A 26891-nucleotide genomic window follows, 5' to 3' on the forward strand; every position below is an offset into this window, starting at 1 on the left:
AGAACTATTTGAATTTCCGTTTATGAAACATTCCGTTGAGACTAAACGGAACACGGATGAATTCAACTCACACTCGTCTCCATTCCATCGCCTGAGTGATATCGCTTTGGATCGCTAGGCGATCGCTGCTGATGGCATAAATCGGTGTTGTGAACTGTGGGGACGATGAGAGGCCATCGCCCCACAGACACCCTTAACCACCACCAATCAGCAGTTAAGCTTGACCAAAACCTATCGACGGTCCACGGGCACGATCAGGTTTTGGATAAAGGCCATCGCACGGTCGAGCAACAAGCCAACGGCACCAATGTAAAACAGGGCCAGAATGATTTCGCTGACATAGTTGTTCTGGTACGAGTCCCAGATAAAGAAACCAATTCCCACAATTCCAGACATTACAATCTCAGCCGCGATAATCGCCAACCAGGCCAGACCAATTGCAATCCGCAGACCCGTAAAGATGTAAGGCAGTGCAGACGGAAGCAGAATCTTAAAGAAGAACTTCTGGTTCGACAGACGCAATACCCGACGTACGTTGATGTAATCTTGCGGAATTTGCTGCACACCAACTGTGGTGTTAATCAGAATCGGCCAAATCGCGGTAATGAAAATTACGAACAGGGCAGCGGGCTCGTTTTGCTGCAATGCTGCCAGAGAGATGGGTACCCAGGCAAGAGGCGGTACTGTTCGCAGAAACTGGAAGATGGGGTCGAGAGCACGATACATAACCGGGCTGAGACCAACGACAATTCCCAGGGCGATTCCTACAATAGCGGCCAGAGAGTAGCCAATCATAACTCGTTGCAGACTGGCCAGGGTTTGCCAGAACAAACCTTTATCTAGCCCACCCAAATCGTAAAAAGGATAGAGCAATAGGGTACGAGTCCGCTCATCCGTGAAGATGCTAAGGGGTCCTGGCAACAGCGTTAATTTGAGTGCATAAGCCAACTGCCAGATAGTACCGAGCACCAAGATAGCAGCCAGAGGGGGCCAAATATTCTTAGCGTTCTTCTTCCAGAACTTGCCTAATGCTCCTCCGGCATTGAAACCTGAACTGCGTCGCGTGGTGGTGGTGGTCATAATTCTGCTCGTAATGAAACAACTAAACAGGTGAAATCACAAGGGGAACACAGGAAATTGGGTAAACGCATTCCCTATGCCGACACAGAACCTATCCCGGCATTGATTGGGAGTTTGTTTTGAATTTGAATCGTGCTGGCCTATCAACACGTTTCAAGCTTTTCGGAACCCCCCAAGCCCTTTTCTCTCAGGAGATTGGGGGTTTCGGACGACTAGACCTTCTTGATCTCCAGGCTTTCGAGATATGCCTTGGGATTGCTCGGATCAAAAGTCTTACCGTCGAAGAAGGTTTCAACCCCACGGGAGGTGTTGCTGGGGATGTCGCTGGACGCTATACCGAGGGCCTGGGCTGCCTCTTTCCACAGGTCTTCCCGGTTGACGCTGTCGACAATCTTTTGAGCGTTGTCCATCGTGGATGCAGGCAGGAAGCCCCAACGCACACTCTCGGTCAGGAACCACAGGTCATGGCTCTTGTAGGGATAGGAGACGCTGCCCTTGCTGTCCTTCCAGTAGAGGGTGGCCATCTTGGTGTCATTGATGTCTGGTTGGCCGTCGCCCATCTTGTACATACCTTTGTAAGGCTCAGACAGGATTTCCTTCGGCAGGTTGAAGTAGTTGCGGCCTGCCAGAATGGTGGACAGCTCTTCCCGGTTTGCAGGGTCATCACACCACTGCTGCGCTTCCATCACGGCCATGAGAACGGCTTTGGTGGCTTTGGGATTAGCGTCGACCCAATCGGCGCGAATTGCCAGATATTCCTCGGGGTGATCGGGCCAGATTTGAGCGGTTAACGCTGACATAAAACCGATGTCGTCGGCCACAATCCGGTAAGGCCAGGGGTCGCCAGTGCTGAAAGCGTCCATTGTGCCCGTCTTCATATTGGCAACGGTTTGTGCTGAAGGAACGGCCAACAGACTGATGTCGGTGTCGGGGTTAATGCCACCTGCGGCGAACCAGTAGCGAATCCAGAAGTCTTGATTGGCTTTGGGGAACGTGTAAGCCGCTTTGAAGGGAGTTCCAGCAGATTTCAAGCTGAGGATATAATCCTTGGCTTTGCTGAGATCCAAGCCAATGCCTTTGCCCAGGTGCTTTTTGGCGATCGCAATACCATTCCCCTGAGTATTCAGCTGCGACAATACATACATGGGGATTTTCTGATTACCCTTGGTAATAATCCCTTCGGAAATCAGGTGTGGCATGGGCATTTGCCATTGGCCCCCATCAATTCCACCCGCAGCAGCGCCAATTTCCACGTTATCCCGAGCAGAACCCCAGTTGGCTTGCTTCAATACTTCCGCGCCAGTCATGCCGTACTTGGCGAAGAATCCCTTTTCTAAAGCAACGACCAGGGGTGCTGATTCTACGATAGGAACATAGCCCAACTTAATCGTGGTCGTTTCTGGCGTATCAGCGGTACCTGCGGTTGTTGCTGGAGCAGTAGTAGTATTACCGGTTGTTGCAACAGGAGTGCTTCCGGGAGGATTGCCAACGCAACCCTTGAGGAATACAGCACCGGCAGCGGACGCACCAGCGGTAAATAAGAACTTACGTCGCGTCACGCGGGAAAAATCGGACATAGAATCTCCTCCGTGGCATCCCCACAGCAAAAAGAATTATCGACAATAGAAATTGATGAACGAGACCTTGCGGGTCCGGAACCACTCTCACGTTAGAAACCCAGAACTCTCAAACCGAAACCTTTGAGGTTCTGAAATGAGTGTTGGCCGTAACCCTTCTCGAATTGGCAACTGTATTTCTAAGCACTGCGTTGTGCTTATGTATGAGAATAGCGCCTTTTTAAGGAAAATTTTCGCTTCCTAAACCATCGGAAGACAACGACTATCCAATCGAATTGATAAGCTAAAGTTTTAGTTTCTGAATCCCAATAAAATCGTTCTTTTTTAGTGTGGTTTTCTATAGAACGGATTAGGCAAAATCGTACAAATGCCTTAACTATTGGGTGCTTCGATGAACAAGGATTAGATTTATCTATCGTTCTTAAGGAACTTCACAGTGTTTCTAGGAGCTTTCCGGAATTGATAGGTCGATGAAAAATAATTGTTGCTATCAAAGTCTTCTATAGTTGCATCTGCTAATTAGTAAAGTGCTAGATATTCTGATGGAATGTATTGAGTGGGCTGAGGGTGTTTGATTAAAGCCTAATGAATGCTTCCAGAGGTTCGCTAGCCGTAAGCTGTAGTGATTGTCGTTAACGATACAAACTAAACTGCTACGCCGCCTGCTAGGCGCAGCAGTTTAGTTTGTTTTAGATTGTTTTGAGGTGTCTATTGAGTGATGCTTGCCGATCGGTGACTGAGAGTTTATGGTGCTCACTGTGGTTTTAAGTAAACGATCATCTCGTTGACGCGGAGATTGAGCGATCGCAAATGCGGGTCACTATCCGGATACAACTCCTCACCCATGACAGCCTGATAATCCCCAGACGTTTGCAATTCGGCTTCCGGTTGGACCCGAACCACTAACAAGTCTTCGTAGTTTGCCAGTTTTGTTCCTTTCAACGAAAGCGTACCACCGTAATCCCAACCAAATCCTGACAGTTCAAATGGCCCCAGGATTTGATGCAACTCTGGGAACGAGGTGCCAATGCGAATTCCTTCAGGCACGTGCCAGCCGGAACCAAAGTTGCGTACTTGAACGGGTTGGGTGCGGGTGGTATCTGACCAAATGATGCTGAGCGATCGCCCATTACCCAGATCCACACGGGTTCCTGGCTCAACAAAGCCTTCCCCCACATTCACATCTTCATCGGTCAGGGCGGCTTCACCAAAAAGCTCCGCTAATTCGGCACGCGACGTTGTTGCTGTAATATCCCCAACTCGTTCTCCAGGAATAATTACAGTGTTAATGGCAATGCGAGAAGTATCGTCAACAGACGGCTCAACCGATACATCAGGAGGTGAAGCGACAGAGGCTGGAGTCTGGTCTGCTGTGGGTGCCGTACGGACAGCAGGGGCAACTGTTGTCGTGGGGCTGGATGTAGACGAAGGAGCCGTATTACATCCCGCAAGGGATAGTAGGGCCACGACCATCCAAGGCGTAACGGAACAATTTTTCATAGCAGTAGCCCGGTATCGGGCTCAAGACGATAGGGTAGATGTCTCCGTCCAGGAGGGGGGGCTTTCTGGGCTCTAGATCTAGTATTACAAGGCGATTAAAGAATGGATGGTGACAGAGGGTCGGAATCTACCATTTCTCTGGAGACGGTGACATCTCCTCTATACAGTTCTGGCAATTTGCCCTCAGGATAGATGCTTGGATGGGTCTTACAGGACGCGATCGCCCATCCAACGTGAGAGCCTTCGGATTCAAAACCGAGAGTTCGTGCCCTGCGAGCCCGGCTCTCGGTTTTGCAGCTCACAACGAGAATTGCTGATTGAAAAGGGGTATCAATTTTTCTTCCCCACGTCCGGGGTATGCTGAAAAAGAATTTCAATTCCAGTTTCCTGGTTTATGCCCTACAAAATTCTATTTGTCTGCCTTGGCAACATCTGTCGCTCTCCTTCCGCAGAAAATATTATGAATATGCTTATCCGGGAACGGGGACTGGAGCAGGAAATTGTCTGTGATTCTGCTGGTACAGGCGGATGGCATGTTGGTCATCCTCCCGACCGCCGCATGATGGCCGCTGCTCGACAACGCCTCGGCCTGGAAATGATCGGTTCTGCCCGTCAATTTGCCCAATCGGATCTCCACGCCTTTGACCTTGTCCTGGCGATGGATCGGGATAACTACCGTGAGATCCTACGCTGGGATCTAGAGAATCAGTACAGCGATAGGGTGAAGCTGATGTGCGAATACTGTCGCACCCACACCGACGAGGAGGTTCCCGATCCTTACTATGGTGGTCCCGAAGGCTTTAATTACGTCATTGATCTATTAATGGATGCCTGCACAGGCTTGCTAGACGAAATTTGCAAAACGCAATTCGCGAAGCATGGCGGATAGCGGAGGGGAGGTTGCCGTGCGATCGCAACTAAAGCCCTTAGAAAACGTCCATTTGGAATAAGCTGGACCGCCTACTTTGGTATGTGCTTTGTGCATACCAAAGTAGGCTTTTCTGATGACAGTGCACCATGGGACTGGCAGAAAAATTCTCACAGCGCTTTGCGCTTGAATCAGTCACGGCTGTTTTTGTGAGAGTCGCGCGGAGCGCGACTCTCACAAAAACCAGATTTTAAGCGCTTGAAAAGCGCTGTAAAACAACAAAGTGTACGGCACGAACCACCATACACCTTCATGGGAAATAAATAAGGCCCTACTCGACCAGGTGATGATCCATCGCAAACCGTACTAACTCAGCACGATTGTTCGTCTCGGTCTTGCGGAAAAGGTTGCTCACATACTTCTCAATGGTGCGAGGGCTCAGATGCAGGCGATCGCCAATCTGAGCATTGGAAAGCCCATCGGACAGCAAGCGCAAGACCCCCTTCTCACGAGTAGTTAAGCCAAGGGCGATCGCCACCGCCATATCCCGAGCGGCGTTAGGGGAGGATGCAGTGTAGTTGTCAGGGGACAGGGGAGCAATTTCAGTAGGGGTGGAGAGCGATCGCATGCGCCATTCGGCCTCGATCAATTGCGATCGCTCCAACAGATTGCGGACTACAGCTCCTAATTCTTTCAGATCAAAGGGTTTCGGCAAGTACACATCACAGCCGAGTTGATATCCCCGAATCCGTGATTCGGTTTCGTGATGAGCCGTCAAAAACACCACTGGAAGCAGGCGAAACTCCGGCTTCTGGCGAATCTGCCGAACTAGCTCAAACCCATCCATGCGGGGCATGGCAATATCAGTCACCAAAAGATGGGGGCGATATTCCTCGACTAGCTTCAGGGCTCGCTCGCCGTTCTCCGCCATCAATGTCAGGTAGCCCGTTAGTTCAAGATAATCGCTAATCGAGAGCCGGGTTCCCAAGTCATCATCTACCACTAAGACTGTTAAGGGCATGGCATCTGGATTCAGCCTCCAAGTCTAAATTTATTATCGCAAGAATTCCCGTAAAACTAAGGGAAAAGATCCAGTTTTAGGTAGAGGTAAGCTGGCCTTCCTCTAGGTCACACTACAAAAATGGGTATGCCGTGTCTGGGCGTCGAGGATGCGCCCTGTCAGGACGGGCAAGAAACTGCCACACGTCCCTGTCAGTGGATTCGGCTTCCGGCTTCCAATAAGGAAGTTAAAGACGATGGTCATGGTAAATAAACTTTCCTCAGCCCATAATCCAATCCGATCATCAGATCGATTGATATGATAATCGTGAGCGATTGTTTACGTTGTGTGACGAACCGGCACCTTTTTTAGCAAGCAGCTTTGCAGAAAGTAACAGCAAAGACCGTCTTCTTAGCTGTTGGGCGGCTCCAATGAGACTCATCCTCAATTCTGGTGTAGGAGTGTAACAGGCGTGCAAAACAGAGAGAATAGCACGGGTACCAGTTCTCCCCATCGCCCCCCGCTAGAGCCAATTCGCGTGGGGGTTATTGGTGTGGGGAATATGGGGCAGCACCATACTCGCGTTCTCAGCTTGCTGAAAGACGTCGAACTGGTCGGTGTATCCGATGTCAACGTTGAGCGGGGGCTCGATACCGCCAGTAAGTACCGTGTCAGGTTTTTTGAGGATTATCTTGACCTTTTAGACCACGTAGATGCCGTCTGTATTGCAGTTCCCACGCGCCTCCACCACAGTGTTGGAATGACCTGCTTACAAGCTGGGGTACATGTGCTTATTGAAAAACCCATCGCTGCCAGCATTGCTGAAGCTGAATCCCTTGTCAATGCTGCTGCTGCCTCGAACTGCATCCTTCAAGTGGGCCACATCGAGCGCTTCAACCCGGCCTTTCAAGAATTGAGCAAGGTGCTCAAGACCGAGCAAATTTTGGCTTTAGAAGCTCACCGCATGAGCCCTTATTCTAACCGGGCGAATGATGTATCGGTGGTACTTGACTTAATGATTCACGATATTGACCTGCTGTTGGAGCTGGCTGCTGCCCCGGTGGTAAAACTCACCGCCGCCGGAAGCCGTGCCTCTGACTCGGGCCACCTCGATTACGTAACTGCTCACCTGGCGTTTGCGAACGGCATCGTTGCAACGGTGACCGCCAGCAAGGTAACCCACCGTAAAATTCGTCAGATTACGGCTCACTGTCGTAATTCCTTGACCGAGGCAGATTTCCTCAACAACGAAATTCTAATCCATCGCCAAACCACCGCCAATTACCGCACAGATTATGGTCAAGTGCTTTATCGCCAGGATGGTTTGATTGAAAAGGTTCACACCAGCAACATCGAACCCCTCCACGCGGAGTTAGAACATTTTGTTCATTGTGTTCGGGGGGGAGACCAACCTTCTGTTGGCGGTGAGCAAGCGCTGAAGGCGCTGCGATTGGCTAGCTTAATTGAGCAAATAGCGCTAGACGGCCAGGTCTGGGAGTTCCAAGAACCCTCTACCCTTCAATCGGATCTCTCGACGGTGATGGCGGGATAGGACTTACGCATTTGTGTTATGGGTGGGGTGCTTCGCCCCCCACCCATAACACAAATACACTACGGATAGCGGAGCGTAAGTCCTGAAGGAGCTGAAATATTCCAGAAGTAAGAATTCCGGCGTTCTCAACAAAAACATCCCGCCATTCCAAAATCTCCGCGTAGAATGGGCTAGGAATTATGGCCTTTCGGTGTTCTCACTGAGGGTGTTTTTCTAGAATTCGTTCTTTCGTTACTGCTACCCATGTGGAGCCCTGGTCGGCGAAATGCTTCTAAACGGCAAAGCCGAACGTCTAAAACAACGCCTTCTCCTGCCCCTGCATCCCCCGGTTCACCTCGGGTGAAGCTGTGGGTGCAGTCGCGCCGTGGACGCGCAACATCCCCACCTGAGGGACCTAACCCTGAGATCAGTCCTCCTCGCCCTCGGGTGCAGGTACTGGTTTCTCAGCATCATCAACCTTCCACCTCAGAATTTTTTGAAGGCAAGCCGGATCTAGAACCCGAGCCTACGGATACCACCTCTCGCATTCGCATGATGGTGATTCCTAAGGATTACAGTAAGCGGAATGCGCTAATTTCGGCCATACTTGTCAGCTTGCTGTGGACAGGGGCTGGAGCCCTGGTGTTTGGTGGAGGATGGGTTGCCCTTCAGCTGGTCGTGAACCCGGGTTCTGTAGGATGGTTGAGTTGGATGTTTCCCGAATGGAGCCGTGAGGCCGAACGTTACCAACGGGATGCACCCAAAACGCTAACAGAACTTAAAACGTTGGCTGAAGAAGATGGTTTGATGCTAGGCCAACCTTTGAACTTGGCTGGGGATGCCAACGGTGCTAGAGATGGAGATTTGCTGATTCCAGTTTTGGGGCGACCTTCAGGTTGCCAGGAGGCTGCTTCCTGTAACCGTATTCAAGAATTGCGAGTTTATCATCGGGAGCCGGGCCGAGATGCTCGATACCGTTTAGGCGATCGCCTTCCCATTGACGGCCCGGACGAATTTTTCGTAACGGCTCCTCTGGTACAGGTCACCGCAGCAGGACCGGGCTCTGACCGTGCACTGCCGATGGACGCCCTGGAACCGTTCTCGAATGCCCCTTCTAACGGAGGTGTTTGGTTTACTCTGAGTGGGGTATATCAACCGGGGCGCGATCGCATCCGATTCGGGTATGTCGGCTGGTACGATCCCCGCTGGCGGCAATTGCGACTGGTCCTGCCTTGGACCAGCCCTGCTGGTCAAATGCCTCAATGGAAGCCCATTACAGGCGGGGGTAGTCCGGAGTTATTAATTGATCAGACCATTGGTCTAGAGCCAAGCTTTCGGGTTTATCAGTTAGCCACAGCTACCCGCGAACAACCTATTCGGCTGAATGAGATTTCTCTTCAGCAGACTCCCATTGATAGTTCTGGCTACGACAATGCATTATTGCTGGCCCGCCAGGGCCTCTGGTCTCCAGCCCAGGAAGTGCTCAGCTCGATGAAAGAGCGGTGGGGTAAGCGTTGGCCCGCCTATGCTCAAGCTCAACTAGATGTGGTGAAGCTGCACGCCGATGTCACCCAGAAAAATGCGGACCGCGACTGGGCTAATCCGAGTGAAAAGCTGATGGCTCAAGTGATTGATGGTCGTTGGGAACTGGCCTGGGATGCTTTGATGAAAGGGCTCAAAGATGGGGATGAGGTAACCCGGCTATTGAGCCCGGAGTCTCGCCAATTGTGGCAACGGGTCAACACGGCAGCACGGCTCAGCCGCGATCGCACAGCAGTACGGCAGTGGGCCAGTCTCATGCAATATATGCGGCAGGGGCGAGGGGCGGCGATCGCCTGGCTCCAAGGGCAGTCTGGGACTACCCTGGTCAACCGATCCCTCGATTCTCAAAACCGTCGCATTCTCCAACAGCTTGATGAAACCCTGCTGAATCAGACCGAACAGCCTGCGGTAGCCAATCGGTTTTACGGTACCGCTACTCCCATTTCTTCTCCTGATCCACGCAACTGGCAACAGCCCAATGGCACACCACCTGACCCAGAGGCGGCGACCCAGTGGTATCGGATCCAGCTTGTGGGGGTCTATCAGGGTCAGGGATGGGAGCGATCGCCCTTTCCTTCTCTCCTCGGACCCACCGTTACCCCTCGCTACCTGTGGAATCAGTTGGGTTTCCTTCAGGAATCGAACCTGCAACTGGTCGCTTGGGATTTAGCCGGAGAACCTCAAAACCGTTCGGTGGTTGTTCGGGCTCTGCGCTGGAGTAACGGTGTAATTGAGCTGCTGGCTTCCGGAGAACCCGTCACGGATGCTCCCTCTAGCCCATTACTGGCCTACACCAGTGCCGCCTTCACCTGGCAAAATCCGCGAGGCAGCACTCGCCTGCAAGATCTGGCTCTCCAAAATCCGGCGGCGGCCGAAACGCTGGCTCAGGAATTGCGCACGGAACTTCAGGCTCATTCCAACCTATCCACAGATAATGAAGTGCGGGAAGGAGACGCTCCCTTTTTTGAACAGGGTTCCTGGCTGGTGAACTCTATCGACTTAACCGGGGATGGTCAGATGGAGACCATTTTGAATTTGCAGCAAGAGAATTCAACGACTTCTCCGACCTCTCCCCGAACCCTTGTCTTTTCTCCCGAGGGTAAGTTGGTCTATAGCGAACTGAGCCGTAATGCGGGCCAGCAGATGTTGGCGATCGCGAACACCCCAGACAACCCGCTTCCTCTTCTGATTACGCGTCAAAACAACACCTACTCTCTGCGCCAATGGTCATCTCAGCGTCAGAGGTTTGAATAACCCTTTCCTGTTGAATTTTGCGTGTGCTCCGGGCACGCAAAATTCAACACATTAAAGAAAATTGTTCGCTTCAGATTTTTTGCTCTATCGTTTGTTAGACCCAACCCGCTGCATTCACCTTGACTGCTAAATCTCCCGCGCCACGTAACCGCACATTGAAACTGACGGATGAGGAGCGATCGCACTATCGTCAACGGCTCCTAACGTTGCATCAGCCCGCCTCTGCTGATGAAATTCTCAACCGTACAATTTGCCAGGATTTATTGGATGTGTTGCCCTGGCTTCCCAATCAATTTGTCGATTTGTTGGTGATTGATCCGCCTTATAACCTCACGAAGCGCTTTCGCCAACAGGCTACCCGCCGTAAACCCCTGACTGATTACCGGGAGTGGATCGAAACCTGGTTTACGCCTCTCATGCGAGTACTAAAACCAACGGCATCGGTTTATATCTGTGGAGATTGGCAATCTTCCTTAGCCATTTATGAAGTCGCGTCCCATTATTTAGTGATTCGCAATCGCATTACCTGGGAGCGGGAAAAGGGCCGCGCTGCCCGGTCTAACTGGAAAAATAACGCTGAAGATATCTGGTTCTGTACGGTGTCGTCTAACTATTATTTCGATCCGGAGGCTGTGAGGTTGCAGCGACGCGTGATCGCGCCTTACACCGACGCAAGCGGCAACCCAAAGGACTGGAAACGCACATCACACGGTAATTTTCGCCTGACTGCGGCCTCTAATTTGTGGACGGACATCACAGTACCCTTCTGGTCAATGCCCGAAAACACCGACCATCCCACCCAAAAACCTGAAAAACTGATCGCCAAACTGGTTCTTGCTAGCACACCTTCTGGGGCTGTAGTGCTCGATCCATTCCTTGGCTCGGGCACCACCTCTGTTGTTGCCAAGAAACTCGATCGTCACTTCATCGGCATCGAAATTGACGAATATTATTCCTGCTTAGCGGAGAAACGCCTGCACCTGGCAAATCAGAATCGAGGAATTCAGGGATATCGCGATCGCGTTTTCTGGGAACGTAACAGCCAACCCTACACTTGTTCGGATGGTTCTCAATGTTCTTAGGAGGTTTCTGCATAAGAATTTATCCAGGATGTTGGTGCTTTGCCCGCGAAGCGGGCAAAGCACCAACATCCTGGGGATAATTTCATTGTTGGAAATCTCCTTAAAGCGAAGCCCAGCCCAAAAAGAGTAGAGTGAGAGCAACTTTCGCATTCCCTCTTTTTGGCACAAAAAAGGGTTAGCTCAAGACCAACCCTACTAAACCCATATTCAGCAAAATTGCAAATAAATTCCGAAGCAGGCACTTCTCAACAGTGCCCCCAATATTGATCAGCTGTCACTTTGCTTGCTAGCAGTTTGAATGTAAAGAATTAGCAAGAAAACGGTCGGAACAAGTACAAACAAAAGACTTGCTACAAAACCCAAATCATTAACAGGCATTGAACCCAGCCTCCCAACCTAAATCTTGTGAATCAAAACTACGTTCCAGAATATCACCGAGTGCGCCGTCACTGGCAACTGAGAGTTTTTATCTGAATCTTTTTCAGAAGCCAGAGATATTCTGACTTCTGAAAAAGGTTGTTTAGGGCTTGGTATTCACGGTCACTGGGCCATTTACCAGGGTTTGGCAGGCCAGTCGATAATTGTCTGGCTTTTTCTTGAGTTTACGATTCTCAACATCCGTGCGGGGAGATAGGTTTTCCATCCCTTCTACCACTTCAATGACGCAAGTGCCACATTGGCCGTAACCACCGCAGTTCATCATCTTGCCCATGAAAGTATAGAGGTCGATGCCATTCTCCAACGCTCGCAAGCGAAGATTGGCCCCACTGGCCGCTACGACTTCCTTATCTTCTTTAAGAAACTTAATTGAAGGACTTCCTGCGGGCTTGGTCTGAGGTTTTTCCATAATTACGGGTGTTTCCTCCACTGCCGTCCCTTCCGTAGGCAGCGACTCGGTTTCGGAACTTTGAAGATTCGACATGGGAAAAAATACCATCCTCTACTTCAACGGCGCACTTGCATTCAAGTATGAACGCTAGTTACACTTTTTCATACACTTTCATTTTTACAACGTACCGTCAAGCTGTCGAAGGTTTAGAGCCTCTACAGAGAGGTAAAGAACTTTATGTACAGACGGGCAACTTTAGGAATGCCTGATTCTGGTAGTCTTACTAGTATCTGGCAGCTTACATAAATAAAGGCTCAAGAAGGCGTTGAAATCATTGAATTTAGGAGGAGCGTAGTCGATGGGACTACCCTGGTATCGCGTACACACAGTCGTTCTGAATGACCCCGGGCGATTGATTGCTGTACACCTGATGCACACCGCTCTGGTCGCCGGTTGGGCAGGATCTATGGCTCTTTATGAGCTGGCGATCTTCGACCCCAGCGACCCTGTGCTGAATCCCATGTGGCGTCAGGGGATGTTTGTTTTACCCTTTATGTCTCGTCTGGGTGTGACGGGCTCCTGGGGTGGCTGGAGCATTACGGGTGAAACTGGTGTGAACCCTGGCTTCTGGTCATTCGAAGGTGTTGCCGCTGCTCACATTGTCTTGTCCGGTCTCCTGTTCCTGGCTGCCTGCTGGCACTGGGTTTATTGGGATCTGGAACTGTTCAGAGACCCCCGTACCGGGGAACCTGCTCTGGACCTGCCTAAGATGTTTGGTATCCACCTGTTTCTGTCTGGGCTTCTCTGCTTCGGCTTTGGAGCGTTCCACCTGACCGGTCTATTTGGGCCTGGGATGTGGGTGTCAGATCCATACGGATTAACAGGCTCCGTTCAACCGGTTGCTCCGGCCTGGGGGCCAGAAGGGTTTAACCCCTTCAACCCAGGGGGTGTTGTGGCCCACCACATCGCCGCTGGGGTCGTCGGAATTATTGCGGGTCTGTTCCACCTGACGGTGCGTCCACCGGAGCGTCTCTATAAGGCTCTGCGGATGGGTAACATCGAGACGGTGCTGTCTAGCAGTATTGCCGCTGTGTTCTTTGCTGCCTTCGTGGTAGCTGGAACCATGTGGTATGGCAGTGCTACCACCCCGATCGAACTGTTTGGTCCTACCCGTTATCAGTGGGATAGCGGCTACTTCCAGCAAGAAATCGATCGCCGTGTGAAAGCGGATCTGGCGGATGGCTCTTCTTTAGAAGATGCTTACGCTGCGATTCCTGAGAAGCTTGCCTTCTATGACTATGTGGGCAATAACCCTGCGAAGGGTGGTCTGTTCCGCACTGGCCCCATGATTAAAGGTGACGGTCTGCCCGTAGCCTGGTTGGGTCACCCCGTGTTCAAAGATAAGGAAGGCCGCGAGCTGACCGTTCGTCGTATTCCTAACTTCTTTGAAAACTTCCCCGTTATCCTGACGGATTCTGACGGTGTGATTCGGGCTGATATTCCTTTCCGTCGTGCGGAATCGAAGTACAGCTTTGAGCAGGTTGGTGTCAGTGCAACCCTTTATGGTGGTGCGCTGAATGGTCAAACCTTCAACGACCCCGCTGAGGTTAAGCAGTTTGCCCGTAAAGCACAGTTGGGTGAAGTGTTCGAATTTGACCGGGAAACCTATGAGTCTGATGGTGTATTCCGTACCAGCCCTCGTGGATGGTTTACCTTCGGTCATGCTGTCTTTGCTCTGCTGTTCTTCTTCGGTCACATCTGGCATGGGGCTCGTACCCTGTTCCGCGACGTGTTCGCTGGTGTAGACCCCGACCTTGCAGAAGAGCAAGTGGAATGGGGTTACTTCCAGAAAGTGGGTGACAAGTCCACCCGCCGTAAGGAAGCTGTCTAAGACAGTCTCATTTGATCTTTCGTGTGCAATGCACACGAAAGATCAACCCTTTTTGCAGATTTCTATTCAGCAGCACAGGAGAGTCTGACATGGAAAGCATTATCTACGTTCTGTTGTTGACGGCTGCGATCGCCACCCTGTTCTTTGCGATCGCCTTCCGTGAACCCCCCCGGATTACCAAAAAATAGGATTTTTTTTCGACGGTACTCATTCGTTAAAATTGAGTATCCATTTCAATAAATTGCAGTACTATGACAGAGCCAAAGGTTAACACTTTGGCTCTTTGATCTATATAATTTCGGTGATTCGTTCGAGCCCTTCCCCATTGCTTTATTAGAATCGCTCAACTTGGCTTCTTCCAGGGGTTATTACAAATGCGCTGTCCGTTCTGTCAATTTCCAGATAACCGAGTACTTGAATCTCGCTCTGCGGAGTCGGGGCAGAGTGTGCGGCGACGGCGAGAGTGTCTAAGTTGTAATCGTCGGTTTACGACCTATGAGCGGATCGAGTTTGTCCCCGTTACGGTGATCAAACGGAACGGCGATCGCGAATCCTTCGATCGCTCCAAACTGCTCCGAGGTATTATGCATGCTTGCGAAAAAACAGGCGTCTCTACGCTTGATATAGAACCGCTCGTAGATGAAATCGAAGCTGAACTTCAGCAACGGGCTGTGCGAGAAGTTCCCAGTAACGAAATCGGTGAACTGGTATTAGACCGCCTGCAACATGTTAATGAAGTAGCCTATATTCGGTTTGCTTCGGTCTATCGTCAATTCAAGGGGATTCGAGATTTTGTAGAAACCCTGAATCACCTCGAAAGTACAAGCCAGCAAAGGCCTGAGCGAGATTTAGATTCGTCGGAGGTTTCGTCCAAAAGCCAGAATGGGGTGGGCGATCGCGAAGTCCCCTCTTCCCCCGCGGCCTGGTAGTAATATCTTGATTCCATACAAAACCTCAGTTCGGGATAAGCTGAAGTGCTCATTTTGGCGTGCGCAAAGCACACGCCAAAATGGGCGTTTTTGAGTGCCGCGCAACGCGTGGCACTCAAAAACGCTCTTAACCCGAACTCAGGTTACGAAGAAGGGGAGCAAAGCTCCCCTTCTTCGTATGGAATCGGGATATAGAGCTCTAAAAAGAAATTTTTCAGCATAACCTCAAATTTCTTGAAAAACTTACCCCGTTAAGGGGGTATTCCGGATGCATTTAATTGGGGTATGATATATCTTCCAGGGTTAATCATTACATTAGACGCATTCTGCCTGTGCCTTGATCAAGGGTAAAGGTAGGTGCTGCTGAGGTTTGCCCGCGATGTCTAGCCACGCATAGACAGGAGAAAATCCCTACGGAGACAAAGTCTAGGAAACGTTAGCATGGTCAATCAGCAAAAAGCAGATATTGGTTTTACTCACGAGGATTTTGCTGCCCTTCTCGACAAATACGATTATCATTTCTCCCCTGGCGATATCGTTGCAGGGACAGTATTTAGCCTCGAACCCAGAGGGGCACTGATTGACATTGGTGCTAAAACTGCCGCCTACATCCCGATCCAGGAAATGTCGATTAATCGGATCGAAGCTCCGGAAGAGGTACTCCAGTCCAATGAGACTCGCGAGTTTTATATCCTGTCCGACGAGAACGAAGAAGGCCAGTTGACCCTTTCCATCCGCCGCATCGAATATATGCGCGCTTGGGAACGGGTACGGCAACTGAAGGCTGAAGATGCAACCGTTCGTTCCAGCGTGTTCGCTACCAACCGAGGTGGTGCACTGGTACGGATCGAAGGGCTGCGCGGCTTCATCCCTGGTTCCCACATTAGCACCCGGAAACCGAAGGAAGACCTGGTGGGCGAAGAACTGCCCCTCAAGTTCCTGGAAGTGGACGAAGATCGCAACCGCTTAGTACTCAGCCATCGTCGTGCGCTGGTTGAGCGTAAGATGAACCGCCTCGAACTTTATGAGGTGGTAGTGGGTACGGTTCGGGGTCTGAAGCCTTATGGTGCCTTCATTGATATCGGCGGTGTCAGCGGCCTGCTGCACATTTCCGAAATCTCCCATGATCACATCGATACGCCCCACAGTGTGTTCAATGTGAATGATGAAGTTAAGGTCATGATCATCGATCTGGATGCCGATCGCGGTCGGATCTCGCTGTCTACCAAGCAGTTGGAACCCGAGCCCGGTGATATGGTGAAGAATCCTCAACTGGTATACGACAAGGCTGAAGAGATGGCCACTCGTTACCGTGAGAAGATGCTCCAGGCTCAACAACCCGCTGACCTGGTTGTTGAAGAAGACGTAGAAATCGATGCGGTGGCGGAAGAAGAACCCGTCGGCGCAGCGGAATAAGCGAACTTGTTAAGCTGAAAAGAGGGGAGCTTCTCCCCTCTTTTTTTATTGATTTTGAATGTGCAAAGCACATTCAAAATCAATAAAAAAGTTGCAGTATAGGATGGCCCCAGATCATGACACAACCTAATTCTCAACGGTGGGACCCAGGTCGATTTATCAAAACTCTCTGGTTCTTTGATGCCATTCCCTTTCTCAAAGGCTGCCCCTTGCTGCAGCAATGGTTAGGGTATGGCGATCGCCCCTCTTCTACCGTGCAAAGCCCCAATCCCCTTCAGAAACAATGGCAGCCCAGACATTAATAGACTTTTCCCAGGATGTCTTTACGCAGGTAGGTATGTGGGGAGCTCTAGATGATGTGGTGATGGGTGGCGTCAGCCAGAGTCGGGCGCAGGTAGGCGATAGTGCTCTACTTTTTACTGGGGATGTTTCCACCGCTAACTCGGGAGGATTCTCATCAATTCGCACTCGAAACTTTGAGCGTCCATTGGATTTGTCAGGTTGGAATGGAGTAGAACTACAAGTCCGGGGAGATGGCAATCGCTATAAGCTTTTCATCCGAGGAGAGGAACGGTGGGATGGTGTTGCCCACGCTCATTCCTTCGATACGACTGCTGGGGAATGGCAAACGATTCGGCTACCATTCCGAGAGTTCGTCGCGGTTTTCCGAGCAAAAACGGTAAGCGATCGCCCCCTCGATACCTCTCAAATCTATGCATTTCAGCTCATGCTTAGCAAGTTTGAATATGATGGGGAACTTAATCCACGATTCACGCCAGGGGCATTTCGATTGGAGATGCGATCGCTGGCGGTTTACCGCTAAAGCCCGAATGAAACAGGATTAATGTGATGGATACAGCATGAGACATTGCATCCATTTGATGAATCAGGTTAGATAAGTATTAAAAAAGAGGGGGTGGATATGCAATCCACCCCCTCTTTTCATTTGGATTTACCGAACATTCTGAATTGGATCCAGACTACGGGTAAACATGTCAGTGAAGATACTAAGCACTGAACGCTTACGAATTTTGATGTTAGCCGAAACCGACATACCAGATTGCAACTGCAATTCTTTGCCGTCAACCTCCAGGGTTTGGCTATTCAGTTCAACCTTTGCAGGGAAGCGGTAGAACTGATGAAGCTGATCAGGAGGCAGAGCATCATCACCAATTTGGGTAACGACCCCTTTAATGTCTCCAAATTCGCTGAAGGGGAAGGAGTCAACCCGAACATCGACTTCCATGCCTTCCCTCACAAAACCAATGTCCTGGTTTGTGATATAAACTTCAGCTTCCAGACCATTGGCAGGTACAACCTTCAGGATAGGTTCCTGATTGTTGGCGACAAATCCAATACCCTTTGCCTTCAGATCAAACACTGTGCCATCTACGGGAGCCCGTAACTCCTGGTACTCCAGAGTCAGCTTGGTCTGACTGAGCTGGCTATCAATTTCAGCAGCCCGCTTATCGTTTTCAACGATAACCTTGTTGATCTGGCTATCGATGTTAGCAATTTGCTTTTCGTTTTCTGCGATCTTCGAGAGCAGATCCGTACTGGTGAGGGCGACCGTATTTGAAAGCTTTTCTTGAGCCTGGGCAATTTGTACGCGCAAGCGGCCTGCCTCTTGCTCCAAACGTGTTACCTCAGCCTGGCCCTTCATGGCTTCCTGCTGCTGCCGCAACACCTGAATTCGGGCTAACGCACCTTCTTCTACCAGAGGCGCAATGTCCCCCAGAATGTTCTCATCGATAGCGGCTGTCTCACGAGCCACCGCGAGTTGGCTTTCGGCCTGGACTAGCTGCTGCCGGAGCTGAGCAACTTCGAGTTGAGCTGCGGCCGTGCGGGAGGTGGCTTCCTGTTGCCCCGCTTGCAAACGGGCAACCTGTTCTGGGCTTAAGTTTTCACCCGGAGCTAAACCTAATTGAGCGCGGTACATCCGGTTTTCTTCTAGCAGGCCGGCCCGATTAGTGGTGAGAGCTAAAACCTGGGGAGGAATAGTTGCCGCAACGGATGTAGGCGCTGCTACACCGCTCATCTGACTGCGATAGAAGGCATTTTCCTGAAGGAGGGAATCGCGGATTTGTTCCAGGGAACGTAATTGCGCGGCCGCTGCGGTGGGATCAAAGCGAATCAGCACCTGGCCTTTTTTCACCTGGTCGCCTTCCTCAACCAAAATTTCTTTCACAACTCCACCAACGGGAGCCTGAATGGCTTGTACAGAGGCCTGGGGTTCAAGCTGCCCTTGGGCGGGCACAGCTTGCTCAATCTTGGCTAACCCTGCCCACAGCACAGCAAAGCTACTGACGCCCACGATGGCCCACACGATCGAACGTGACCATACCGAGGGCTGTTGAAGTATTACTGCCTGGTCATAGGGAGCAGGCTTGGGTTTATGGGGAGTGCGTGCTCCCTCATCGCCCATGGGGGCATCCCCATTAACCGGCATGACCAGGGGCCGTGCGGTAGTTCCATTCGAACCCCCATTTTGGGAATTTCCGTTGGGGGCACCGTTTCCGTTTTGGGTTTGAAGTTGCTTCATGGTTCTGGGGAGGAGCTAAAGTTCATCGTCCCAGTCGTCATTAGTCTAGCGTGTAGGTTCACTAGACTCATGACAACTGGCTATCTCTTCATCTTTCCTTAGCATTGTGTAGTCAGCGTTCCCGGTGGAGGAGTGAGGATTGCGATCGCCTTTCCCGCTTTCCAGTACGGCTATCCGTCCCACCGCGCTTGAGCTGGCAATGTTGATAAGTACATGGGGGCAGTGTATTCTAGCTGGTCAACTCCTGCTGCTGGAACAGACAGTAGTAACGCCCTTTGATCTTCATAAGCTCGTCGTGGGTACCCATCTCGACCACGGAGCCTTTATCCATCATCAGAATCAGATCGGCGTTGCGGATGGTGCTGAGTCGGTGGGTGATGAAGAACACCGTACGCCCTTTAAATGCATCAGCCAGGTTAAGGCACACTCGTCGTTCGGAGTCATAGTCGAGGGCGCTAGTGGCCTCGTCCATGATCAGCAGTCGGGGATTTTGCATAACGGTGCGGGCGATCGCGATCCGTTGCCGCTGTCCCCCCGAAAGGGAAGCACCCCGTTCCCCAACCCGGGTGTTGTAACCATTGGGTAGACCCATGATGAAGTCGTGGGCTACAGCCACTTGCGCCGCCTCAATAATTTCTTCAGCGGAGGCATCTGGAGCGTTCAGGGCAATGTTTTCCTGAATGGTGCCGTCGAACAAGAGGGTGTCCTGGGGGACAATCCCGATTTGCTGACGCAGGGAGTAAAGTTCTACTTTACTGATGTCGTAGCCATCGATCAGGATACGTCCCATTTCTGGGTCGTAGAGTCGAGGCAACAACTTCATCAAGGTACTCTTACCGGAACCACTCTGGCCCACAATCCCGACGAACGCGCCCCGAGGAAACTCCAGGTTAATGTTGTTGAGTTGCAGCGGCCCACTGGGGTTAAAGCGGAAGGATAGGTTCTCGTAAGTAACCGTCCCTTTGATCGGAGGCATGGGAATGTTCAGGCGATCCTTCTCATCCGCTTCAGGGGAAGAATCAACGATGTCGCTCAAACGCTCAATGGAGAGGCCGACTTCCTGGAAGTTTTGCCAAAGTTGAGCCAGACGCAACAGCGGGCTGGTCACATAACCGGCAATGATTCGGAAGGCGATTAACTGACCCAGGGAGAGTTCCTGCTTCAACACCAAGTAGGCCCCCACCCAAAGCACCAGCAAACCCGATAGTTGGTTCAGGAAGTTACTGGCCGATCCAGCGGTGGTAGACGTTAACACCGTCTTAAAGCCTGCACTGACATAGCGAGCGTAGCGCTGTTGCCACTGCCAGCGAGCCCGTAGTTCCATATTCTGGGCTTTTACCGTTTGAATACCCCCGACCACCTCGACCAGGTAGGACTGGGTTTCAGCGTTGCGCTCGGCTTTCACCCGCAACTGGTTCCGAATGATGGGGGATGCAATTACCGCTAAGCCAATGAACAGCGGCACAGTTGCCAACGCTACCAGTGTCAGCAGCCAGCTATAGACAAACATGACCGCAATATAGATGACCGAGAACACGGCATCCAGCACCACGGTAAGCGCTGTCCCCGTTAAAAAGCTCCGAATATTTTCCAGCTCGTTGATACGCGTAGACAGTTCACCCACAGGGCGCTTCTCGTAGTAGCGCAGGGGTAGACGCAACAGGTGATCAATAATCTCCGAGCCCAGAGCCATGTCGATGCGGTTGGTGGTATCGACAAATAGGTACGTTCGCAGGCTTGTGAGAACGGCTTCGAAGAGTGCCAGTATCAGCAAGAAGATCCCTAAAACGTTCAGGGTGTCGATGCTGTTTTGGACGATTACCTTGTCGATGATCACCTGAATCATCAACGGGTTAGCCAGAGCAAACAGTTGGACAAAGAAGGAGGCGATCAATACCTCGACCAACACCTTCTTATGTTTCTGAATGGAGGGTAAGAACCATTTCAGGTTGAACCGCTTTTGGGGAGACTGCTTGGTGGTCTTTAGCAGGAGCACTTCCCCCTGTTCGCCCCAGGAGTCGGTGAAGTCGGCCGGCTTCATCTTGCGGATGCCACGATCGGGAACGGCAACCACCATTTCCTTCTCGGTAACGCTGTAAAGGAGCACCAGTTGATCTTGCCAGCGCACCATCGCAGGGGCTTCGACACGGGCGATCGCCTGCGCCGGAATCATAATTAACTGCGCCGTCAGTCCCATCAGCTCAGAAACGGCTCCGCACACATCCAACGATAGGATTTCGGAGCGGTCGAGCTGAGCGGCCAATACCCGACGCACGACATCTCGCCGGAAGGGCAAGTTCATGTGCTCACATAGCATCTGGAAGCAGGCCATGCCGCCATCCAGTTCACCTCGGCCCCGCACAAAGGGGTATTTGGGCAGTTTGTCGGCTTCAATGAAGCCAACGGGCTCATACTCAGCGGGGCGATCGGGAGCGTAGGGCACTTCCACGGTCGCATCTACGGGAATGGCCAGATCCTCCTCGGCATCGGCAATGGAGATGGGCTCTGTTGGACGGTTAGGTGCAGAGGGGTTCAGAAAGGATTGGGGGACGCCGATTAGTCGGGCCGGCTCGTTTCCGGAGACCTGTACCGATGTCAGGGCATCGCTAATGTAAAGGCGGCTGCCCACGGGGAAGTTCTCAATCGTACCGCTACTGACGAGCCAGAGGTATCGCCGATCTACCCGTGTGACATCGACCAGCCCGGGAGGAAGGGTCTGCACCGTGGCTAGAGGCAGAGCGGCATCCGTGATTTCCTTCAGGTTGGCAGTCCCATCGGCCTGACGGTTCAACTCTTCGCCTAGCAAGTCAAACAGCTCAAGCTGAGCGCACTGGCCACGGAAGTTTTGATCCAGGGTTGGATGCTGCTTCAGAAGATTGAGAAAGTCCTGGGCTGAAATCACCAGGCACAGGGTTTCATCGGAGGCGATCGCCGTCTCACAAGGGATACCCCGGATCAAGCCCAACCAACCCAACACATCCCCTGGCTGCATCAGCTTCAGGGTAACGGGGCGCTTGGTCCGCGGGTCATATCCCAGGCTGCGGGCGGTGCCTTCGTAGAGGATGGTAACCTGGCCGGGTAAGCGATCGCGCACCACAATCGCTTGCCCCATCCGATAGCGCAGCATCCGGAACTGCTGGGAGCATTGGGCGATCGCTGCTTCGGAAAGCTGGTTAAATGGCGCGACCGTCGTTAGGAATTCTTGGATGGTATCTCGGGTATAAGTCATGCGTCAGTTAAGGCAGAAGGGGCTTCTTGAGGACGGGCAGAATTTGCCGACAGGGCAGCGGTTAGATGGCCGAGTTGTTCCTCTAACCAGGTACTAAAGAGTTCGTTCAGCAAGCGATGGCGCATGTTGTCATCCATCTGTGCTGGAATAAAGCGCTCTAGCCGCACAATAACCATCCATTCCCCAATCCGGGTAGGAGGCCAGAGCTGCCCAGGTTGACTCACAGAGAGCATCTGGGCCAGGGTCGGGTGAGGCACGCTCAGTTCAACCGGGCCAATCAGGCCGTCGGTTTGAGCTTCTGGTCCCTGGGAATAGGTGCGAGCCAGCTCTGCAAAAGTCTGTTCGCCTTCCTGAATCCGAAAATAAAGCTCCTGAGCGATCCCCACGTCTTGAGTGCGGATGAGTGAGTAGATGACTCGATCCAGGCTAGCTTTTCGATTTAGGAAATAGGACTCCAGTTTCGGTCCCCAGGTCGCTTCTTTAAACTTTTCTATACGTAAATTGCGAATCGCCAGTGCTTCTAGCTGCTGGGGAGTCATGCTGTGGCGCGTCAGCCACACCTGATAAGTTTCATCATTATTAATTTGATTCTGGGCCAGGAATTGGTTGCGGGCGGCACCAGCCTCTTCCTGGGTAAACGCAGGCTCTTCTAAAGCTTGCTCCCACTGGGCGATCGCCTCGTCTACCAGCACTTCCTGAAGGAGTTGCGGCAGCATCCGATAACCCGCCAGCAGGGGCATAATGTCTTCGGTAGTAACCTGTCGATTTCCAACCTGTAAAACAACCGTCATGATTTGGGCCTATGGACAAACAGGGGCAGGTGAAGGGGCACGATTGGACTAACGAAATCGCTGTTATTAAGCTACGACCCTTACCTTAGGGGATTCATTTCAGGAAAAACCATAAATTATTGCAAAAGTTTTTACACCAGAAAAATAAAGTTTTGGACTCATCTGCATCAAAGGTAAGCCCACTAAGGCAGAGAACTCTTCCACTTCTTTTGGTAGAGTACCCAGTCTGATACAAGACGAAACAGGCAAGTTTCCTGATAGGAATAGATTACGAAAGTTAATGTCTATCTGTGCTTGGGTCTGTTGTGGCGATCCCTGCTGCTGAGATAAAAGGAGAGGCTAGCGATTTTACTTCGGCTCGCTCCTTTTGTTTCTAAATTTTAGGTAAACGCTATATATGCCAGTATAAAATAAAACATAAGAGAGGAATTTTAGGCATAACATTCCTTCTCAAACACAGTTATAGCTATTGCTAGGTAGACTGTAGCAACAGGGAATCATGGCAACGTCCTGATTCCCTGTTGCTACAGGTTTTGACAGGTTAAGGGCGTTTTTGAGTGCTGCGCAACGCGTGCCCCTCGAAAACGTCTAGTTTGGCCTAGTGGTCTGTCAATGTTCAAGTGTGGGGTTAACCCGGACTTGAACATGAAATTTGAGAAGTTTTTGAGGGGTCTTAGACCCCTCAAAAACTTCTCGACAGCGTACTAGGCTTCGTGTTCGCCAAAATGGGCATTTCAGCGTATTCCGAACCCGTGTTCTTCAGGATAAAGAAGAGAGGGCAGGTACAACGTACCCGCCCTCTCTTCTCAACGAGTGATTGGCTTTAACCCCCGACATGTCCCAGCGCGATTCCGGTTACTAGCATGCCAAATACGAGGAATGGCTGAGCACTGGCTTGATATTTCACGTCATTTTCCAGCGGGTTTCGCAGGAAATACATATCCTGAAAGGTGATTTGCGGCACGATGAACAGCAGCAGAATCGTGGCGTACAGGTTTTGCCCGACGCTCATTAAATAGGCCGCTACCCCAGCCTGGAAAATGTCGATCATCAACACACAAATCCAGGCTGCTTTCTCAATACCAAACATCACGGGTAGAGACTTGAGACCAAGTTGGCGATCGCCCTCTACACTCTTGAAGTCATTTACGACAGCAATCCCCAACCCCGACAAGCTGTAGAAAAGGGTGAGCACGACAATCTTCCAGTTGAGTTCCCCAAAGAGCGCATGGCCTGCCCACCAGGGGAGTGCAATGTAGCTGGCTCCCAAGGCATAGTTGCCCAACCAACCATTTTGCTTCAGCTTCAAAGGGGGTGCGGAGTAGATGTAAGAAAGGAACGACCCGCCCACAGCCAGAGCCGTCAAAATAGGAAATTCGTGACCGGCCCACTGATCCAGAGCATAGGCAACGCCAATCCCGGCGAAAAGGAGGACCAGGATTTGCACGGCTACCTGGGGAATGCTGATCGCGCCTGATGGAATGGGACGATAGGGTTCGTTGATGGCGTCGATGTGGCGATCGTAGAAATCGTTGATGGTTTGGGTATACCCAGCCAGCAAGGGGCCTGACATGAGCATGCAGGCTGCTGCAACAAGAACGTTTTCCAGGTTCCAGGTGTAATGGCCAGACGAAGCTGCCCCACAAAGGACACCCCAGATGAGAGGAATCCAGGTGATGGGCTTCATCAGTTGCAGGCGAATTTTCCAGATGTTGGTATCGCCAGAGGTGGCTCCCTTCATCCCCAACAGTTGCCGGGCTTTCGCGCTACGGTCGGCTTCAGAGTTTACAGCGGTTTGTTCGGTCACAGGGGGAGAGGACTCAGTCATGATGACGATTGGGTTATCCCTAAATGTGAAACAAATTTGAAGACAGTCCTTTTCTGTTTTACCGTGAATTGGGACCTTGCGCAGTTGCTGAGTTAAAAAAACTCAGAACCCCGGCACTTTCAAGGCCACCGGGGTTCTAGAGTCCGTTTTAAAGATTAGATTTGCGTCCGTCAAGCACACACAAACCTAGCCCTTCAGACAGTTTTAAAGCGTGCTCTAGCATTTAGAAGATGAGCTTGAACTGACTCTGACATCCTTGCAAATTGCTCACTAGAGACGTTCTTTCATCCGCTTTGTACGCAAAAAATGGCGACTTTGGCATGGTTGGCTCAGCCCGTGGGAGCGAAGATAAAATCTGCGGCCGTCAAGCTTGTTGCACTAACACCGAGCAAACGTACCGAGTCGGTTGTATTGAAGGCGATGGTAGTGCCAACCAGGGTAACTTCATCGATCAATTCATCAAAGGTGTCGAACCCAAAGTTAGATACATCCAGCCGATCTTGCCCCTGAATGAAGTCTCGGATAATATCTTTGCCACCATCCGGGCGGGCAACAAATCGATCAGCGCCGAGGCCGCCTCTGAGAACATCCGCTCCGGCCCCTCCATCCAGGCGATCGCCTCCTGCTCCACCTGAGAGTGAGTCATTCCCCACCCCACCATTGAGGATGTCATTATTATCTTCACCCAGGAGCGTATCGTCTCCTTCCCCTCCCAGCAAGTAATCATTGCCCAGACCGCCGCGAATGTAATCATTGCCGCGATCGCCAATTAAAATATCGGCACCGGCCTGGCCTAAAATCCGGTCGTTATCATTGCCGCCGAAGGCAATGTCGTTGTTCTCGCCGCCGAATACGAAATCAATTCCAGCACCCCCGCTAAGAATGTCATTCCCCTGGTCCCCGAAAATCTGGTCGCTTCCATTCCAGCCTTCCAGGCGATCGCCCTGACCGCGTCCCCGCAAAATATCGTTTCCACCAAAGCCATCGACGTTATCTCTACGACCAGTACCTCTTAGTGTTTCTCCACGATTCGTACCCCGTACTTGGTTAAAGGACAGGGGAGGAATTTCCCCGGTGATAGTTTGATAGATAGCATTTCCCAGGACTTCATGGCCTCGGGTTGTAGGATGGAAGGTATCCCAGAAAAAGTACTCATCGGCATTAGAAACCGGCAGGCTTGGAGGCTGAAAGGCTGGATCCGTAATGTTGGTGAAGCCATAGCTGCTGGGATTGGCGGCGACCGCCTCTCCTGTCGCAAACACATCGACTTGCGTAACATCAAAGCTCAGGTTGTCAAGTTCCAGGGCAAGAGCTGCATTAAAGGCTCGGCTAACAGCAGTGGCATCAGCACTCACTTGGCGGGTGCCTGGTAAACGCCCCAGATTCACCATGTTGGGTAATACTAAATTCCGAGCTCCCAAGTCGTACAACCGGGTTGCTGCCTCCCGGAGATCAAGAGCACCCTGACGAATGAGCGCAACGGGATCGATGGCTGCTTCATCCCTGAGCGGATCTAAAAAATTATTTGGCCCCGCCCACACCAGATACAGATCAGTTGGATCTGCGTCACCCGTACCAACGGAGGCTGTAAAGGCATCAATTTGATCTCGTAAGCCTGGTAGGTCTGCATTCAGGTCATCATCCAGGGAATTAGAGTTTCCGGTTGTTGCCCCTGAAAAAGCTAGATTGCTGTTATCTGTAATTTCGTAATTTGGTAGTTGAGTGTCTAAGTATTCAACCGCAAGGAGGCCATTTGAAAGGCGACCATCAAAATAAGGAGGTGGGGGAAAAAGATTACCGGTCGCATCAAACAAGTTTCCATTATCCGAAAGACTATCCCCAAAGACATACAGGTCTGCCATGTTTCTTTACTCCTCTTTGTTATATGAAAAGGTACCAAAAGCATCGGTTTACGAAGGCATTCAGTTCACTTAACTTGCCTCTTGAGGTAAGCGTGAAGTTTCCTGATTGCCCTTATCTAAGCGTTAATGAATCAGCCTTT

23 protein-coding genes are annotated in these 26891 nt (G+C 51.3%); 11 read left to right on the top strand and 12 right to left on the bottom strand.

The window, feature by feature from the left end:
- Nucleotides 1-231: 231 nt before the first annotated feature.
- The 4 genes from ntrB to NDI52_RS04465 all read right to left on the bottom strand — a co-directional run bounded on the left by ntrB (nucleotide 232) and on the right by NDI52_RS04465 (nucleotide 4459).
- Entirely contained in the window at nucleotides 232-1080 is an 849-nt protein-coding gene (gene ntrB / locus NDI52_RS04450) for a nitrate ABC transporter permease (RefSeq protein ID WP_190772749.1), read from the bottom strand.
- Nucleotides 1081-1292: 212 nt separating this feature from the next.
- Nucleotides 1293-2657 carry a CmpA/NrtA family ABC transporter substrate-binding protein gene (locus tag NDI52_RS04455; protein WP_190772750.1) on the bottom strand — a complete coding sequence of 455 codons (1365 nt, stop codon included), beginning with the start codon at nucleotides 2655-2657 and terminating at the stop codon, nucleotides 1293-1295.
- 753 nt (nucleotides 2658-3410) lie between these two features.
- The gene (locus NDI52_RS04460; protein ID WP_190772751.1) at nucleotides 3411-4157 is read right to left on the bottom strand and encodes a hypothetical protein; all 747 of its coding nucleotides are present in this window, start codon (nucleotides 4155-4157) and stop codon (nucleotides 3411-3413) included.
- Between the two features lie 95 nt (nucleotides 4158-4252).
- Nucleotides 4253-4459 carry a hypothetical protein gene (locus NDI52_RS04465; protein WP_190772752.1) on the bottom strand — a complete coding sequence of 69 codons (207 nt, stop codon included), beginning with the start codon at nucleotides 4457-4459 and terminating at the stop codon, nucleotides 4253-4255.
- Nucleotides 4460-4551: 92 nt separating this feature from the next.
- On the opposite strand from NDI52_RS04465, the gene NDI52_RS04470 reads away from it, so the two are divergent.
- Entirely contained in the window at nucleotides 4552-5046 is a 495-nt protein-coding gene (locus NDI52_RS04470) for a low molecular weight protein-tyrosine-phosphatase (protein ID WP_190772753.1), read from the top strand.
- A gap of 310 nt (nucleotides 5047-5356) precedes the next feature.
- Here the strand turns inward: NDI52_RS04470 and NDI52_RS04475 are convergent, their stop codons facing one another.
- Nucleotides 5357-6046, bottom strand: coding sequence for a response regulator transcription factor (locus NDI52_RS04475; protein WP_190772754.1), 690 nt, complete (start codon nucleotides 6044-6046; stop codon nucleotides 5357-5359).
- 120 nt (nucleotides 6047-6166) lie between these two features.
- On the opposite strand from NDI52_RS04475, the gene NDI52_RS04480 reads away from it, so the two are divergent.
- The 4 genes from NDI52_RS04480 (at nucleotide 6167) to NDI52_RS04495 (ending at nucleotide 11434) form a co-directional block, all read left to right on the top strand.
- Nucleotides 6167-6298: a hypothetical protein gene (locus NDI52_RS04480; RefSeq protein WP_277874452.1), complete on the top strand. Its 132-nt coding sequence runs from the start codon at nucleotides 6167-6169 to the stop codon at nucleotides 6296-6298.
- A gap of 199 nt (nucleotides 6299-6497) precedes the next feature.
- On the top strand, nucleotides 6498-7577 hold the full coding sequence (locus NDI52_RS04485) for a Gfo/Idh/MocA family oxidoreductase (protein WP_347280078.1): 1080 nt from the start codon (nucleotides 6498-6500) through the stop codon (nucleotides 7575-7577).
- Nucleotides 7578-7820: 243 nt separating this feature from the next.
- The gene (locus NDI52_RS04490) at nucleotides 7821-10352 is read left to right on the top strand and encodes a hypothetical protein (RefSeq protein WP_190772755.1); all 2532 of its coding nucleotides are present in this window, start codon (nucleotides 7821-7823) and stop codon (nucleotides 10350-10352) included.
- Nucleotides 10353-10471: 119 nt separating this feature from the next.
- A complete protein-coding gene (locus NDI52_RS04495; protein ID WP_190772756.1) occupies nucleotides 10472-11434 on the top strand; it encodes a site-specific DNA-methyltransferase in 963 nt (320 codons plus the stop codon).
- A 267-nt stretch (nucleotides 11435-11701) separates the two neighbouring features.
- On the opposite strand, the gene psbM is transcribed toward NDI52_RS04495, so the two are convergent.
- A complete protein-coding gene (gene psbM, locus NDI52_RS04500) occupies nucleotides 11702-11812 on the bottom strand; it encodes a photosystem II reaction center protein PsbM (RefSeq protein WP_190770130.1) in 111 nt (36 codons plus the stop codon).
- A gap of 142 nt (nucleotides 11813-11954) precedes the next feature.
- Nucleotides 11955-12281, bottom strand: a complete 327-nt coding sequence (locus NDI52_RS04505) for a 2Fe-2S iron-sulfur cluster-binding protein (RefSeq protein WP_190770165.1) — start codon at nucleotides 12279-12281, stop codon at nucleotides 11955-11957.
- Between the two features lie 340 nt (nucleotides 12282-12621).
- Between NDI52_RS04505 and psbB the strand changes: the two genes are divergently transcribed.
- The 6 genes from psbB (at nucleotide 12622) to NDI52_RS04535 (ending at nucleotide 17322) form a co-directional block, all read left to right on the top strand.
- The gene (gene psbB / locus NDI52_RS04510; RefSeq protein WP_190770131.1) at nucleotides 12622-14154 is read left to right on the top strand and encodes a photosystem II chlorophyll-binding protein CP47; all 1533 of its coding nucleotides are present in this window, start codon (nucleotides 12622-12624) and stop codon (nucleotides 14152-14154) included.
- Nucleotides 14155-14243: 89 nt separating this feature from the next.
- Complete coding sequence (locus NDI52_RS04515; RefSeq protein WP_190770132.1) at nucleotides 14244-14342, top strand: photosystem II reaction center protein T; 99 nt, start codon at nucleotides 14244-14246, stop codon at nucleotides 14340-14342.
- 186 nt (nucleotides 14343-14528) lie between these two features.
- Complete coding sequence (gene nrdR / locus NDI52_RS04520) at nucleotides 14529-15083, top strand: transcriptional regulator NrdR (RefSeq protein WP_190770133.1); 555 nt, start codon at nucleotides 14529-14531, stop codon at nucleotides 15081-15083.
- 441 nt (nucleotides 15084-15524) lie between these two features.
- Nucleotides 15525-16499 carry a 30S ribosomal protein S1 gene (locus NDI52_RS04525; RefSeq protein ID WP_190770134.1) on the top strand — a complete coding sequence of 325 codons (975 nt, stop codon included), beginning with the start codon at nucleotides 15525-15527 and terminating at the stop codon, nucleotides 16497-16499.
- A 116-nt stretch (nucleotides 16500-16615) separates the two neighbouring features.
- Complete coding sequence (locus NDI52_RS04530) at nucleotides 16616-16801, top strand: hypothetical protein (protein ID WP_190770135.1); 186 nt, start codon at nucleotides 16616-16618, stop codon at nucleotides 16799-16801.
- A complete protein-coding gene (locus tag NDI52_RS04535) occupies nucleotides 16783-17322 on the top strand; it encodes a CIA30 family protein (protein ID WP_242035949.1) in 540 nt (179 codons plus the stop codon). The genes NDI52_RS04530 and NDI52_RS04535 overlap by 19 nt, the downstream gene beginning before the upstream one ends.
- A 129-nt stretch (nucleotides 17323-17451) precedes the next feature.
- Here NDI52_RS04535 and NDI52_RS04540 read toward each other — a convergent pair whose 3' ends face one another.
- From NDI52_RS04540 to NDI52_RS04560, 5 genes are all read right to left on the bottom strand, one after another.
- Nucleotides 17452-19041 (bottom strand): HlyD family efflux transporter periplasmic adaptor subunit, encoded by a 1590-nt coding sequence (locus NDI52_RS04540; RefSeq protein WP_190770137.1) that lies wholly within the window; start codon nucleotides 19039-19041, stop codon nucleotides 17452-17454.
- 229 nt (nucleotides 19042-19270) lie between these two features.
- Nucleotides 19271-22270, bottom strand: coding sequence for a peptidase domain-containing ABC transporter (locus NDI52_RS04545; RefSeq protein WP_190770138.1), 3000 nt, complete (start codon nucleotides 22268-22270; stop codon nucleotides 19271-19273).
- Complete coding sequence (locus NDI52_RS04550) at nucleotides 22267-23061, bottom strand: peptidylprolyl isomerase (RefSeq protein WP_190770139.1); 795 nt, start codon at nucleotides 23059-23061, stop codon at nucleotides 22267-22269. Before NDI52_RS04550 ends, NDI52_RS04545 begins: the two co-directional genes overlap by 4 nt.
- A gap of 823 nt (nucleotides 23062-23884) precedes the next feature.
- Complete coding sequence (gene chlG, locus NDI52_RS04555; protein ID WP_190770140.1) at nucleotides 23885-24889, bottom strand: chlorophyll synthase ChlG; 1005 nt, start codon at nucleotides 24887-24889, stop codon at nucleotides 23885-23887.
- 329 nt (nucleotides 24890-25218) lie between these two features.
- A complete protein-coding gene (locus NDI52_RS04560; RefSeq protein WP_190770141.1) occupies nucleotides 25219-26751 on the bottom strand; it encodes an SGNH/GDSL hydrolase family protein in 1533 nt (510 codons plus the stop codon).
- Between the last annotated feature and the right edge of the window lie 140 nt (nucleotides 26752-26891).

Source organism: Leptolyngbya sp. PL-A3, from assembly GCF_039962325.1.
GTDB lineage: Bacteria > Cyanobacteriota > Cyanobacteriia > Elainellales > Elainellaceae > Vacuolonema.

Bases quoted from the DNA above. Each gene is read 5' to 3' on its own strand.
- ntrB (WP_190772749.1), bottom strand. From the start codon at position 1,080: ATGACCACCACCACCACGCGACGCAGTTCAGGTTTCAATGCCGGAGGA.
- NDI52_RS04455 (WP_190772750.1), bottom strand. From the start codon at position 2,657: ATGTCCGATTTTTCCCGCGTGACGCGACGTAAGTTCTTATTTACCGCT.
- NDI52_RS04460 (WP_190772751.1), bottom strand. From the start codon at position 4,157: ATGAAAAATTGTTCCGTTACGCCTTGGATGGTCGTGGCCCTACTATCC.
- NDI52_RS04470 (WP_190772753.1), top strand. From the start codon at position 4,552: ATGCCCTACAAAATTCTATTTGTCTGCCTTGGCAACATCTGTCGCTCT.
- NDI52_RS04475 (WP_190772754.1), bottom strand. From the start codon at position 6,046: ATGCCCTTAACAGTCTTAGTGGTAGATGATGACTTGGGAACCCGGCTC.
- NDI52_RS04480 (WP_277874452.1), top strand. From the start codon at position 6,167: ATGGGTATGCCGTGTCTGGGCGTCGAGGATGCGCCCTGTCAGGACGGG.
- NDI52_RS04490 (WP_190772755.1), top strand. From the start codon at position 7,821: ATGTGGAGCCCTGGTCGGCGAAATGCTTCTAAACGGCAAAGCCGAACG.
- psbM (WP_190770130.1), bottom strand. From the start codon at position 11,812: ATGCCTGTTAATGATTTGGGTTTTGTAGCAAGTCTTTTGTTTGTACTT.
- NDI52_RS04505 (WP_190770165.1), bottom strand. From the start codon at position 12,281: ATGGAAAAACCTCAGACCAAGCCCGCAGGAAGTCCTTCAATTAAGTTT.
- psbB (WP_190770131.1), top strand. From the start codon at position 12,622: ATGGGACTACCCTGGTATCGCGTACACACAGTCGTTCTGAATGACCCC.
- NDI52_RS04515 (WP_190770132.1), top strand. From the start codon at position 14,244: ATGGAAAGCATTATCTACGTTCTGTTGTTGACGGCTGCGATCGCCACC.
- nrdR (WP_190770133.1), top strand. From the start codon at position 14,529: ATGCGCTGTCCGTTCTGTCAATTTCCAGATAACCGAGTACTTGAATCT.
- NDI52_RS04525 (WP_190770134.1), top strand. From the start codon at position 15,525: ATGGTCAATCAGCAAAAAGCAGATATTGGTTTTACTCACGAGGATTTT.
- NDI52_RS04530 (WP_190770135.1), top strand. From the start codon at position 16,616: ATGACACAACCTAATTCTCAACGGTGGGACCCAGGTCGATTTATCAAA.
- NDI52_RS04535 (WP_242035949.1), top strand. From the start codon at position 16,783: ATGGCAGCCCAGACATTAATAGACTTTTCCCAGGATGTCTTTACGCAG.
- NDI52_RS04540 (WP_190770137.1), bottom strand. From the start codon at position 19,041: ATGAAGCAACTTCAAACCCAAAACGGAAACGGTGCCCCCAACGGAAAT.
- NDI52_RS04545 (WP_190770138.1), bottom strand. From the start codon at position 22,270: ATGACTTATACCCGAGATACCATCCAAGAATTCCTAACGACGGTCGCG.
- NDI52_RS04550 (WP_190770139.1), bottom strand. From the start codon at position 23,061: ATGACGGTTGTTTTACAGGTTGGAAATCGACAGGTTACTACCGAAGAC.
- chlG (WP_190770140.1), bottom strand. From the start codon at position 24,889: ATGACTGAGTCCTCTCCCCCTGTGACCGAACAAACCGCTGTAAACTCT.
- NDI52_RS04560 (WP_190770141.1), bottom strand. From the start codon at position 26,751: ATGGCAGACCTGTATGTCTTTGGGGATAGTCTTTCGGATAATGGAAAC.